The sequence below is a fragment of the Mesorhizobium sp. U510 genome, assembly GCF_059180695.1.
Map to the genome: position 1 here is coordinate 1,238,581 of NZ_CP180532.1, position 13,140 is coordinate 1,251,720.

Genomic DNA, 13,140 nt, shown 5'->3' on the forward strand with positions numbered 1-13,140 from the left:
GTGGTGTCCTAACCCAGGGCTATGATCGCGGCGACGACAGCCTCTGATGTCAGGCCGTATTTCGCTTGCAGGGTCGGCACCGCGCCGCATTCGATGTAGCGGTCGGGCAAGCCGATGCGGGTGACTTTCTTCGCTATGCCGGCGTCGAACAAGGTCTCGACAACGAGGCTGGCCAGGCCGCCGACGACAACATGGTTTTCCGCTGTGACGATGTGGCTGACGCCGGCTGCGAACGCGGCCACCGCCTCGGCATCGAACGGTTTGATGGTCGGCACATGCAGCAGGCCGGCGGAGATGCCCTGTTTTCGCAACGCGTCCGCCGCATCCAGCGCCCGCTCGGTCATGAAGCCGGTCGAGATGATGCCGACATCGGAGCCCTTACGAAGCTGCCGCGCCTTGCCGATTTCGAAACGATAGCCGGCTTCAAATACCACAGGCACGTTGCCACGCAGCAGCCGCATATAAACCGGCCCGTGACGCTCGGCGATCGCCTCGGTCGCCGCTTCGATCTCGGTCGCGTCGCAGGGGTCGATGATGGTCAGGCCGGGGATCATGCGCATCAGGGCCAGATCCTCGATCGCCTGATGCGTGCCGCCATAGCCGGTCGTCAGTCCCGGCAGGCCGGCGACGATCTTGACGTTAAGGTTGGAGTGGGCGAGCGCGATGGCGACGAAATCATAGGCACGCCTTGTCGCGAACACGCCATAGGTGGTGGCGAACGGCACCTTGCCGGTACGCGCCAGCCCGGCGGCGACAGCGACCAGGTTCTGCTCGGCCATGCCGACATTGAAGAAGCGGTCGGGGAACGCGTCGCGGAACGGCAGGATGTCGGTGTATTTGCCGAGGTCGGCGGTCAGCCCGACAATGTCGGGACGGTTCTGGCCGAGCCGTGCCAGCGCCTTGCCAAACGGCGCCTCCACGCTTTGCCGGCCACCGCCAACAGCTTCGTCCTGACCCATGGCCAGCGTGCGGCCGGCCTCCGTCGCCGCGCCGCTCATTGGGCTGCTCCCGCGGTTTTTTCGAACTCGGCGATGATGCCGTCCCATTGCGCCACGTCGATGCGGAAGAAATGCGATTTCTCGGAGGTTTCGATGCGCGGCACGCCCTTGCCAGGCAGCGTGCGCAGCACGATCGCCTTCGGCTTGCCGTTTCGCTCGCGCGCATCGGCCAGTGCGCCGACCGCCGCCTTCATGTCGTTGCCGTCGATCTCCGATGTCTGCCAGCCGAAGGCGCGCCATTTGTCGGCCACCGGCTCCATATCGAGCACGACAGGCCCGTCGGCCTGGATGCCGTTGCAGTCGACCAGCGCCACCAGCCCGTCGAGCTTGAAATGGCTGGCCGACATCGCCGCTTCCCAGGTTGAGCCTTCCTGCATTTCGCCATCGGACAGTTCGACGAAGACGCGCGCCTCGGATTTGTCGATGCGCAGGCCCAGTGCCTGGCCGACGCCTTGTCCCAGCCCATGGCCGAGCGAGCCGCCGATGACCTCGACACCGGGCGTCGTGTCGAGCGTCGACATCTCCAGCCGGCTGTTGTCGGCGCCATAGGTGGCAAGTTCCTCGACCGGGATGATGCCGGCCTCGGCCAGCGCTGCCCACAGCGCGATCGAATAATGCCCGGTCGACAACAGGAAGCGGTCGCGGTCGGCCCACGCCAGATTGTGCGGGTCGTAGCGCAGTTCGTGGAAGTAGAGCGCGGCCAGCACATCGGCGATGCCGAGGCCCTGGCCGATGTAGCCCTGGCCCTGGCCGCGCGCCATGGTCAGCATGTGATGGCGCAATTGTATCGCCTTGCGTTCGAGCGCGCCGATATCGGCGCTGCCGGGTGGGGAGTTTCGCAGCATCTGATCAGTCCTTGTCGAGCCCGCCCGACATGTTGAGCCGCTCGGCGGTCATGTATTTGGGCGCATCGAGGCACAGCCAGACGACGGCTTCCGCGACTTCCGCAATCTCGGCGCGGCGGCCGAGCGGGATGCGGCGGGTGCGCTCGTCGAGGAAGGCCTGCAGGTCGCTGCGGCCATTGGCGCGGGCGAGGTCGACCTCGGTCGAGCGCTGCATGTCGGTGTCCATCATGCCCGGTGCCAGGCTGTTGACCAGCACACCATAGGGCGCCAGCGCTACCGCCGCGGCGCGGGTGATGGAATCGACCCCGGCCTTGCTCGCCGTATACGCGGTATAGTCGGGCAGCGCCATGCGCGAACCCGGCGAGGTGATGTTGATGATGCGCCCCGAACGCTGCTCGCGCATCACCCGCCCGGCGGCCTTGCAGGCCATGGCAAGGGCGGTGACATTGAGCGCCAGCGTGCGCGTCCAGGCCTTGAAGGTGGCGTCGAGGAAGGGCTCGATCACGCCATAGCCGGCATTGTTGACGAGGATGTCGATGCCGCCCCAGCGCGCCACCACTTTCTCCACCGCCGCCTCCGGCGCTCCTTCCCCGGTGAAGTCGCTGACGATGCTCTCGCTTTCCGCGCGGGCTTCGCCGATCTGCCTGGCGGTCTCGGCCAGGCCGTCGCCATTGATGTCGGTGACCGCGACGACACAGCCGCGCCGCGCCAGCTGGATCGCCACCTCGCGACCGAGGCCGCTGGCGGCACCGGTGACGAGTGTTCTTCGTGGCGGCGTATTGTGATGTTCGGCTGGCAAGAAAACACCCTCCCGGTGGCCATCTTGACGGAATTGATACCGGTACCATAAATGGCTGTCAACGGCGATGTGCTATTGTCCCATCGACCGTATGGTCCGCTGCAATGGGGAGAAGAAGATGAAAGTCGTCGCGCTCGAAACGCTGCAGCTGGCGGAGTTTCCCTTCCTGTTCTGGCTGCGCGTCCACACCGATGCCGCCCTGATCGGCACCGGCGAGACGTTCTGGGCGCCGGGGCCGGTCGCCGCCTACATCCACGACAATGTCGCGTCCTATCTGCTGGGCAAGGATCCGCGCGACATCGAGCTGCATGATCGCACGCTGGGCAGCGTCTATGTCGGCGCGCGCGATTCCGGCGCCGAGGTACGCGGCAACTCCGCCGTCAACATCGCGCTGTGGGATATCTATGGCCAGGCGCTTGGTGAGCCGGTCTGGCGGCTGCTTGGCGGGCGCACCCACAAGACCGTGCCGATCTACAACACCTGCGCCGGCTACAAGCATGTCCGCGCCACGAAGAAGAACGCCCTGTTCGAGCGGGGCGAGGACTGGTCGCTCAAGCCTGGCGATTCCCACGAAGGCCCCTACGAGGACCTACTCGCCTGGCGCTACAATGCCGGCGATCTCGCCAGGAGCCTGAAATCCGAAGGCATCGGCGCGATGAAGATATGGCCGTTCGACATCGCCGCCGAAGCGTCGAACGGCACCCGCATTTCGCTGGCCGATCTGGACAAGGCATTGGAGCCTTTCCAGAAAATCCGCGACGCCGTCGGCCGCGAAATGGAAATCATGGTCGAGCTGCACGGCCTGTGGACCTTGCCGCCGGTGCTGCGCATTGCCGAGGCGCTGAAAGCCCATGACGTCGCCTGGCTGGAAGAGCCGATCCGCTACAATGAGCTCGACGCCATGGCCGAGCTTGCCCGCCATACCTCGATCCCGATCGCCGCCAGCGAGCGGCTGGCCTCGCGGCAGATGTTCAAGCAGCTGATCGACAAGCGCGCGGCCAGCGTGATCATGATCGATCTCGCCTGGTGCGGCGGCCTCTCCGAGGCGCGCAAGATCGCCAACATGGCCGAGGCCAGCGAACTGCCGGTGACCTTGCACGATTGCACCGGGCCGATCGTCTATGCCGCCAGCTGCGCGCTGTCGGCGACCTTGCCGAACGTCAACTACCAGGAGGCGGTGCGCGCCTATTTCACCGGCTGGTATACCGAGATCGTCGCCGACATTCCGCCGGTCAAGGACGGTCACGTCGCGCCGCTCGAAGGGCCGGGGCTGGGTCTCAGCCTGCGGCCGGAGCTGTTTCAGCGGCCCGACGCGACCGTTCGGATCACCAAACTCTAGCCGTCGCACGGCTTTGTCCGAAGCCAGTAGACATTATGCTATTATAATCTATGATGCGCCAAAGCGAGCGGCCGACAAGCTCGCCGCCGGCGCTCTGCCGCCCGGCGTCGGACGCATTTCAGGGAGGCTTTGGTGGCAATGTCTGCGGCGCGCGCACGCGACGATTTCAAGGGCGCTCCAAACCTGCCCGATCCAAAAATCCTGCTCGACCTGTTCGAACGCATGGTGCTGTTGCGCCGCTTCGAAAGCATCGCCCAGATCGCCTGCCGCAAGGGTGAAACGCCAGGCTTCCTGCATCTCTATATCGGCGAGGAGGCGACAGGCGTCGGCGTCTGCGCGCATCTCAGGCCAACCGACTGGGTCACATCGACCCATCGCGGCCACGGCCACGCACTTGCCAAGGGCGCCAATCCCGGCCGGGTGATGGCCGAGCTGTTCGGCAAGGTTGACGGGATTTGCGGCGGCCGTGGCGGCACCATGCATCTCTACGACCGTTCGGTCGGCCTGTTCGGCACCAACGGCATCGTCGCCGCCGGCATCGGCCATGCCGTCGGCATCGGCATGAGCGCCCGCCAGCAGGGCCGCGACGACATCGGCGTCGCCTTCTTCGGCGACGGCGCCGCCAACCATGGCGGCTTCCACGAGGCGCTCAACTTCGCTGCCGTGCAGCGGGCGCCGGCGGTCTTCATCTGCGAGAACAACCTCTACGCCACCGCGACGCCGTTGAAGTCGGTCACGCTGAACCCAGAGATCGCCACCAAGGCCGCCTCCTACGGCATGCCTGGGGTCGCGGTCGACGGCAACGACGTCTTCGCCGTCTGGCTGGCGATGAAGGAGGCCACCGAGCGCGCCCGTTCAGGCAAGGGCCCGACGCTCATCGAGGCCAAAACCTACCGCACCGTCGGTCACCATGAGGGCGATCCGGTCATCGGCACCTATCGCACGCAGGAGGAACTCGACGCCTGGGTCAAGCGCGATCCCATCGACATGTTCCGCAAGCGGTTGATCGAGGACTATGGCATCGCCGATGCCGAGGCGCTCGCGGCAATAGAGGCGCGGATCGAAAAGGTGGTCGAGGAGGCGCTGACCTTCGCCCGCAAGTCGCCCGAGCCCGATCCGGCGACGGTGCGCCTGCATGTCTTCGCCGATCCGATCAATCCGCCGGCCGCATTACAGCCGCGCGCCGTCGGCGAGACGCGCACGCAAGGTTGGCTCGAAGCGGTGCGCGACGGCATCGCCGAGGAAATGCGCGCCAATCCGGCGATCCTCTATTTCGGCGAGGGCACCGGCGAGCGTGGCGGCAGTTTCGCACACACCAAAAACCTCTGGCAGGAATTCGGCGCCGAGCGCATGGTCGACACGCCGATCTCCGAACAGGGTTTCACCGCCGCCGCCGTCGGCGCTTCGGCCACCGGTGCGCGCACCGTATCGGACCTGATGTTCGCCGACTTCGCCTTTGAGACCGCCGGCCAGATCTTCCTGCAGGCAGCCAAGCTGCGCTACATGACCAGCGGCCTGATGAGCGCGCCGATGGTGGTGCGCGTCGGCGCCGGCGCGCTGCGCAGCTCCGGCCCGCATCACAGCGGCATCTATCATCCGGTCTTTGCCCATATGCCGGGCCTTATCGTCTGCGTGCCGTCGACCCCTGCCGACGCCAAGGGCCTGATGAAGACAGCGCTCAGGGCCGGCGATCCCGTCATCATGCTGGAACCCAAGGCGCTGTTCGCCTCCAAGGGCGAGGTGCCGGTCGGCGAGCATTTCGTGCCTTTCGGCGTCGCGCGCATCGCGCGGGCCGGCACCGACATCACCATCGTTGCCGCCGGCCAGATGGTGCAGCGCGCGCTGGAGGCTGCCGAGGCGCTGGCTGGTGAAGGCATCGAGGCGGAGGTGATCGATCCCCGCACCATCATGCCGCTCGACATCGACACCATCGTCGCCAGCGTGCGAAAGACCCATCGCCTGCTCATCGTCGACGAAGCCTGGGCGATGTGCGGCCTTGGCGGCGAGATCGCCCAGGCCATCAACGAACTCGCCTTCGACGAACTCGACGCCCCGCCCGGAAGGCTGCACACCGCGCCGACCTCGCATCCCTTCGCGCCGGTACTGGAGCGCGCCATGCTGGTCGACACTGCGCGCATCGCCCAGGGCGTGCGCGATGTCATGTCAGGCCAACCGCCGGTGCCTGACCATTGGTACACGGTCGGCCTGAAAAGCGCTGCGCCGGCTAAACCAACGCCTGCTCCAGCCAAACCTTTGCCCGCCGCTTCAGCGGCTGCCGCTCCCAGCGACGACGAGCCGATCACAATGCCGTTCGGTGATCTCACCGTCAGCGAAGGCACTGTCGTCAAATGGCTGAAGGCGGTCGGTGATCCGGTCAAGGAAGGCGAACTGATCGCCGAGATCGAGACCGACAAGGCCGTGGTCGAGATCGAGGCACCGGTCAGCGGGACGCTCAACACCATCGATCAGCCGGTCGGCGCCGTGGTGCCGATGGGCGGCCGCATCGGCGGCATCAAGAAATAATCATCGTACCGAGGAAATCCGAAGGGCAAGCATGAAGATCCTTTGCGCCAACTGGCAAGCCGCCGACGAGGCCGAACTCGAGCGGCAGCATTATCCCGATGAGGAGTTCATCCTCGCCTGCTCGACCAACGACAAGGCAGCCGCACTCGATCCTGCCGTCTGCGAGGTGGTCGACGCCGTCATCAACTATTCGCCCACCCACAATGTAGCTGCCGCGCCATCGGCCTTTCCCAAGGCGCGGATCGCCGTGCGTTCCGGCGTCGGCTTCGACAACATCGATACGGCGGGCTGGGGTGCGCGCAAGATTCCGGCCTGCAACGTGCCGGACTATGGCACCACCGAGGTCGCCGACCACGCCATCGGCCTCATGCTGGCGCTGACGCGCGGCACATCGGCCTATGGCGCGGAGCTTTCCAGCCATGGCACCGGAGGCTGGCATTTTTCCAAGGCGCCGCTGGTGCGCCGGCACAAGGGCGCCACCTTCGGCATTGTCGGTCTCGGCCGCATCGGACTTGCGACGGCGCGCCGCGCCGCCGCCTTCGATATGAAGGTGGTGTTCTATGACCCGCATCTTCTCTCCGGTGTCGACCTGTCGACCGGCTACGAACGCGTCCATTCGCTCAGTGAATTGATGGAGAGGGCGGATGTGGTGAGCGTCCACACGCCGCTCAGCGAGGAGACCCGCAAGCTGCTTGGCGCAGCCGCCTTCGCCGCCGCCAAGCCTGGTCTTGTGCTCATCAACACCGCGCGCGGTCCGATCGTCGATCTCGACGCGCTGGAAGCGGCGATGCGCGAGGGCATCGTCGCCGGCGCCGGCCTCGACGTTTTGCCGAACGAGCCCGGCGATCTCGATCATCCGCTGCTCGCCGCATGGCGCGCCCGAGAACCTTGGATCGCCAATCGGCTGATTGTCACCCCGCACGCCGCCTTCTACAGCCCGGCGTCGATGCGCGACCTCCGGCTGAAATCGATCGAGGTGGTGCACGCCTATCTCGCCGAGGGGCGGCTGACCAACTGCGTGAATTCAGAGTATCTGAAATGAACATCGCGACGGCGCAGACCCGGCTGGCGGTTTCGCCCTATGCCCGCCGCCTGGCGCGCGAGCGTTCCCTGCCGCTCGAAACACTTCGCGGCAGCGGCCCGGGCGGCCGCATCCTGGCCGCCGACGTGCAGGCCTTCGTTCCGGTTGCCGCGCCGGTCGTCTCGCCAAAAGTCGCCCCCGCGGCAGCGCCCCTGTCCCCGACCGCGCCCCGGATCGCCGCCTTTGCCACCTCCGTTGCCCTTGGCGCGCTGCAAGACCTGCTGGCGGCGCTTGAGAGCTCGGGGCATGTGTTCGCCATCGACGACGTGCTGCTGCGTGCCGCCGGTCGCGCATTTGTCGAGATGCCGGAGGCAGCTACGTTAGGTGGCGCTTGCGTGGCGCTGGAACTGGCGGGTCGGCAAACCGTATTCGCAGTGATTCCCGAGATGCCGCTGACATCGCTGCGCGCCATGCGGCTTGCGGCATTGGCCGACAGCCGGGATGGGACGGAAACGCCAGCGACCCTATCTCTGCGGCTGCTGCCGGCGAGCGACATCAGGCCGGTGATGACGCCGCTTCTGCCGGGCCGTGCCATGCGCCTGACCGTTTCGCCCGACACGCCGGGCGGCCATGCTGAATGCCTGCTGACGATAGATGCGGCAAGTGTTGACGAGGCTACCGCTGCCGCATGGCTCGCGACCCTGAAATCGGTGATCGAACAGCCGCTTCGGCTCTTTGTCTGAGACGGTTGATCGTCAACAGCCTTGCCTAGCCTCGGGCCCAGGAAGCTATTATAAAAGCTTCGACACAGACGCGACGAGGCACATGGACCACCCCACCATAGACAGTCTTCCCAGGCGCACGCTCGGCCGCGCCAACGGACCGCTTTACCGCCAGCTCGCCGACATTCTGCGCGAACCGATCGGCAACGGCACCTTCCCCGTCGGCGGCGAACTGCCGAAGGAAGCGACCATTGCCGAGCATTTCGGCGTCAGCCTGATCACGGTTCGCCAGGCGCTGCGCGATCTCGAAGCCGACGGGCTGATCCGCAAGCGCTCGGCCAAGCCTGCCGTGGTTGCGGCGCGCAGCCCCTCGGTCAATCTGAGCTGGAAGTTCAAGAATTTCGCCGACATGGCGGCCTTCACCAAGGATGCCGAGCTGACGGTGAAATCCTACCGCAAGGAGGTTTCGCCCGTGCTCCAGCGGCATTTCGGCATGGGCAAGGACGAGGCCGGCTATTGCCTGCGCAGCGTGCTGTCGATCGGCGAACAGCGCAAGGCGCAGATCACCACCTATTTCCCGCCCGACATCGGCGCGCGCCTGAAGCGGGAGGATTTTTCGGACGTGCTGATTTTCCGTTCGGTGCAGCAACATCTCGGCCTGCGGCTCGACGTGGCGCATGTCACGGTGCGCGCCGAGATCGCCGACGAGGCGGTTGCCGCCGACCTTGGCATAACGCTCGGCAGTCCGGTGCTGACGGTAGAGATGCTCTACCAGTCGGCGGACCAGCGCAGCATCGAATTCTCCGTCGCCCGCCACCCCGCCGATATCTTCAGCATCACTTACGACGCGCCGAACGACCTGTCCTGAAGCGCGCCGGAGGCGGGATTTTCTGCTGACGTCGCATAGACAGGCCCATAAAATTATAATAGCATGATAGCTAGGCTGAAGTGCCGGCCACGGGAGACGTCGCAAGAGAAGAACTCCTGCGAATTCGGCTCGCGGACGCAGCCTTTGGGAAGTCTGGGCAAATTGACAACAGCGATTGGTACCGGTATCAATTTGTCGTCTTCATCCGACTAAGATGGCGCAGTCCATCACCGGCTGGGCAGGAAATACAGGGAGGAAGACCATGAAACTAAGGAGCTTGAGCGCCTGCTTCGTGGCGCTTGCCGGGTTCGCAGCGTCGATGGCTGCGATGCCGGGCCATACCGCGACCCAGAAACCGTACACCATCTATCTCTCGAACAATTTCGTCGGCAATGACTGGCGCCAGCAGATGGAACGCGTCGCCAATGTCGCCGTCAACAAGGGGCCGCTGAAGGGTCGCGTCGACCTCAAGATCGAAAATGCCGAGAACACCGTTCAGGCGCAGATCAATTCGCTGAACAACATCATCCGCCAGAAACCGGCCGCCATCCTCATCGATGCGTCGTCGGCCGAGGCGCTCAATCCCACCATCAAGAAGGCCTGCGACGCCGGTATCATCGTCGTCAGCTTCGACCAGACCGTGTCTGCCGAATGCGCCTACAAGATGCATTCCGATTTCGACATCATGGCCAACAACCAGGCCGAATGGATGGCCTCCATCCTTGGCGGCAAGGGCAAGGTCTTCATGGATCGCGGCCTCGCCGGCGCGCCGATCTCGGAACAGTTCGAGAAGAACTTTGGCGCCGTGCTGAAGAAATATCCCGGCATCGAGATCGTCGGCTATTTCAACGGCAACTATGCCGCCGGCCCCGAACAGGAAGGCGTCGCCAGCCTGCTCGCCGCGCATCCGGAAGTCGACGGCATCTTCTCGCAGGGCTACGGCACCGGCGCCATCAAGGCGCTGCAGAATGCCGACCGGCCGATGGTGCCTATCGTCGCCGCCGCCTTCAACGGCACCGGCGTGACTTGCGCGCAGACCAAGGGCGCCAAATGCTGGCTCGGCGCCAATCCGCCGTCGCTGTCGGCCGAAGCGATCAAGCTCGCGGTCGACATACTGGACACTGGCAAGAAGCCGGCCGACACCACCGTGCTGTTCAATTCGCCCGGCCTGACCACGGATATGGTCGATGCCAAATATGCGCCGAATTCCTCGGCGGTGAAGATCGAGCTCGGCAAGACCGTATTTCCCGATCTCGCGCCGGGACTTTCCTTGCCGGTGTCGCCGAGCTGGGTGGAGATCACCCCCAAGGAGGCCTCGGGAACCTGATTTGGTGAATTGCAATGCGCCGCATTGGGCGCGAAACGAAAAACGGGAGGAGAAAATCATGAAATCATTGAGCCGTAACATCGGCTTCGCAGCTTTTGCCGCCACCATGATGGCTGCCGGCATGCAGACTGGCCACGCCGAGGACAAGAAGCCCTACACCATCTATCTTTCGAACAATTTCGTCGGCAATGACTGGCGCCAACAGATGGAGCGCGTCGCCACCGTCTCGGTCAACAAAGGGCCGCTGAAGGGCCGCGTCGACCTCAAGATCGAGAATGTCGAGAACACCGTCCAGGCGCAGATCAACTCGCTGAACAACATCATCCGCCAGAAGCCGGACGCCATCCTCGTCGATGCCGGTTCGGATTCGGCGCTCAACCCTACCATCAAGAAGGCCTGCGACGCCGGCATCGTCGTCATCTCATTCGACCAGGTGGTGACCGAACCCTGCGCCTATGCCGTCGCCTCCGACTGGGACCGCATCCCCTCCGTCATGGCCGAGTGGATGGCCACGCAGCTCGGCGGCAAGGGCAACATCATCCTCGACCGCGGCCTCGCCGGCGCGCCGATCTCGGCGCAGCTGCAGGGGGGCTATGAGAAGGTGCTGGCCAAATATCCCGACATCAAGGTCGTCGGCTACTACAACGGCAACTATGCGCTCGGACCGGAACAGTCGGGTGTCGCGGCGCTGCTCGCCGCCAATCCGAAGATCGACGGCATCATGACGCAAGGCTATGGCTCGGGCGCCATCCAGGCGCTGAAGGATGCCGGCCGGCCGATCGTCCCGGTCGTCGGCTTCTCCTACAATGTCGCCGCCGTCACCTGCGCGCAGACGCAAGGCGCCAAGTGCATCCTGGGCTCCAACCCGGCCTATCTCTCCTCCGAAGCGATCAAGCTGGCCGTCGACATTCTCGACACCGGCAAGAAGCCGGCCGAGCGTTCCGTCTCGGTCAAGGGCGATTTCGTCACCACCGATCCCTTCGAGTCCAAGCTCTATCCGGGCACCAAGATGATCAAGATCGCCATTGGCGAAAATGCCTTCCCGGACCAGGCGCCTGGCCTGACGCTGCCGATCACGCCCGACTGGGTAGAGATCACCGCTGCGGAAGCCGCCGGGGCGAAGTAACATCCAGTGACCATGACCCTGTCTCCCGGCATCGCAAGATGTCGGGAGAGCTTTTCGAAGGCGCATGCATGGACCTTGTCACCGTCAACGGCCTGTCCAAACGCTATGGCGGCATTGTCGCGCTGAGCGAGGCGACATTCAGCGCCCGTGCCGGCGAGGTGCATGCCCTGCTTGGCGAGAATGGCGCGGGCAAGAGCACCTTCATCCAGATCCTGTCGGGCGCCGTGCAGCATGATGGCGGCTCGATCCTGGTTGATGGCCAGGATTATCGCCCGGCCAATCCGGATGCGGCGCAGGCACGCGGCATCGCCGCAGTCTTCCAGGAGTTGTCGCTGATCCCTGATCTCAGCGTCGAACAGAACATCTGGTTTCGCCATGAGCCGCGCACGTGGCTTGGCACCGTCAACCGCACGGAGATGCGCCGCAAGACGCTGGCGCTGCTGGAAAAATACATCTTCCCGGCGCTGCGCCCCGATCAGGAGCTGCGGCGGCTGACCCTGGCCGAACGGCAGATCGTCGAGATCGCCAAGGGCCTGGCCAAGGACCCGCGCATCCTGATCCTCGACGAGGCGACCTCGGCGCTGCCGGCGCGGGAAGCCGAATGGCTGCTGAACCTTACCCGGCAGCTTGCCGCCGAGGGCAGGTTGGTCATCTTCATCTCGCACCGCATGGCCGAAGTGCGCGCCATCGCCGATCGGCTGACCATCTTCCGCAATGGAAGCACCGTCGCCGCGCATGAGGCCGATGCGGTGTCCGACAATGAGATCGTAACCCAGATGATCGGCCGCCATCTCGACCGGCTCTATCCCGAGCGTGTGTCCACCGCGACCGATCGCATCGCTCTCGGAGTAAAGGGGTTTTCGAGCGGCAGCCGGCTTTCCGGCGTCGACTTCGCGCTGCGCGAAGGCGAGGTGCTCGGCGTCGGCGGTTTGCAAGGCCATGGCCAGCGCGAACTGTTTCAGGCGCTGTTCGGCGCCACCAAGGCAAGCGGCTCGATCGAACTGTGGGGCAAGCCGGTCTCGATCGGCAATCCGCGCCAGGCGCTGACCGGCAAGGATGGCATCGCGCTGGTACCGGAGGACCGGCGCGGCCAGGGCCTGCTTTTGACCAAGAGCGTGCGCGAGAATTTGACGCTGTCGGTCATCAAGCGCTTCACTGAAAACGGCTTGCTCAGCCGGCAAAAGGAAGCGGCGCTCGTCAAGGAGATGGTCGATTTCCTGCGTATCAAGGCCGGCACGTCGGAACAGCTTGCCGGCACCTTGTCAGGCGGCAACCAGCAGAAGGTGATCTTCGGCAAGATGCTTTTGACGCAGGCGCGCGTGCTGTTGCTCTACGATCCGACGCGCGGCGTCGATGTCGGCACCAAGGGCGAGATTTTCCAGCTGATGCGCGACCTCGCCGCCAAGGGCTATGCGATCCTGTTCCATTCCAGCGACATGCCGGAACTCGTCCATGTCGCCGACCGCGTGCTGGTGATGCGCAACGGCCGCATTGCCGCGACGCTGGAGGGGGATCACATTTCGGAGGAGGAAATCCTGCGCGCCGCTATGCTTGAAACCAGGGCGGCCTGAA

At 64.9% G+C, this 13,140-nt stretch carries 11 protein-coding genes; 8 read left to right on the forward strand and 3 right to left on the reverse strand.

Annotation, left to right across the window (positions count from 1 at the left end):
- Positions 1 to 8 precede the first annotated feature (8 nt).
- From ACLGL5_RS08080 to ACLGL5_RS08090, 3 genes are read right to left on the reverse strand one after another with little or no spacing between them, the layout of a single operon-like run.
- Positions 9 to 998: a transketolase family protein gene (locus ACLGL5_RS08080; protein WP_069090735.1), complete on the reverse strand. Its 990-nt coding sequence runs from the start codon at positions 996 to 998 to the stop codon at positions 9 to 11.
- Positions 995 to 1,843, reverse strand: a complete 849-nt coding sequence (locus ACLGL5_RS08085) for a transketolase (RefSeq protein WP_069090736.1) — start codon at positions 1,841 to 1,843, stop codon at positions 995 to 997. Before ACLGL5_RS08085 ends, ACLGL5_RS08080 begins: the two co-directional genes overlap by 4 nt.
- A 4-nt stretch (positions 1,844 to 1,847) precedes the next feature.
- Positions 1,848 to 2,642 (reverse strand): SDR family NAD(P)-dependent oxidoreductase, encoded by a 795-nt coding sequence (locus tag ACLGL5_RS08090; protein ID WP_069090737.1) that lies wholly within the window; start codon positions 2,640 to 2,642, stop codon positions 1,848 to 1,850.
- 118 nt (positions 2,643 to 2,760) lie between these two features.
- Here ACLGL5_RS08090 and ACLGL5_RS08095 point away from each other — a divergent pair, with 118 nt between their 5' ends.
- From ACLGL5_RS08095 to ACLGL5_RS08130, 8 genes are all read left to right on the forward strand, one after another.
- Complete coding sequence (locus ACLGL5_RS08095) at positions 2,761 to 3,981, forward strand: mandelate racemase/muconate lactonizing enzyme family protein (RefSeq protein ID WP_494372893.1); 1,221 nt, start codon at positions 2,761 to 2,763, stop codon at positions 3,979 to 3,981.
- 138 nt (positions 3,982 to 4,119) lie between these two features.
- A complete protein-coding gene (locus tag ACLGL5_RS08100; RefSeq protein WP_245307247.1) occupies positions 4,120 to 6,504 on the forward strand; it encodes a thiamine pyrophosphate-dependent enzyme in 2,385 nt (794 codons plus the stop codon).
- Positions 6,505 to 6,535: 31 nt separating this feature from the next.
- A complete protein-coding gene (locus ACLGL5_RS08105; protein ID WP_069090739.1) occupies positions 6,536 to 7,546 on the forward strand; it encodes a C-terminal binding protein in 1,011 nt (336 codons plus the stop codon).
- On the forward strand, positions 7,543 to 8,268 hold the full coding sequence (locus ACLGL5_RS08110) for an E3 binding domain-containing protein (RefSeq protein WP_069090740.1): 726 nt from the start codon (positions 7,543 to 7,545) through the stop codon (positions 8,266 to 8,268). The genes ACLGL5_RS08105 and ACLGL5_RS08110 overlap by 4 nt, the downstream gene beginning before the upstream one ends.
- 82 nt (positions 8,269 to 8,350) lie before the next feature.
- Positions 8,351 to 9,115 (forward strand): GntR family transcriptional regulator, encoded by a 765-nt coding sequence (locus ACLGL5_RS08115; protein ID WP_019862576.1) that lies wholly within the window; start codon positions 8,351 to 8,353, stop codon positions 9,113 to 9,115.
- 262 nt (positions 9,116 to 9,377) lie between these two features.
- Positions 9,378 to 10,442, forward strand: coding sequence for a substrate-binding domain-containing protein (locus ACLGL5_RS08120; RefSeq protein ID WP_032920846.1), 1,065 nt, complete (start codon positions 9,378 to 9,380; stop codon positions 10,440 to 10,442).
- A 58-nt stretch (positions 10,443 to 10,500) separates the two neighbouring features.
- Positions 10,501 to 11,568: a substrate-binding domain-containing protein gene (locus ACLGL5_RS08125; protein WP_019862578.1), complete on the forward strand. Its 1,068-nt coding sequence runs from the start codon at positions 10,501 to 10,503 to the stop codon at positions 11,566 to 11,568.
- A gap of 68 nt (positions 11,569 to 11,636) precedes the next feature.
- Complete coding sequence (locus tag ACLGL5_RS08130) at positions 11,637 to 13,139, forward strand: sugar ABC transporter ATP-binding protein (RefSeq protein WP_069090741.1); 1,503 nt, start codon at positions 11,637 to 11,639, stop codon at positions 13,137 to 13,139.
- The last annotated feature ends 1 nt before the right edge of the window (position 13,140 follow it).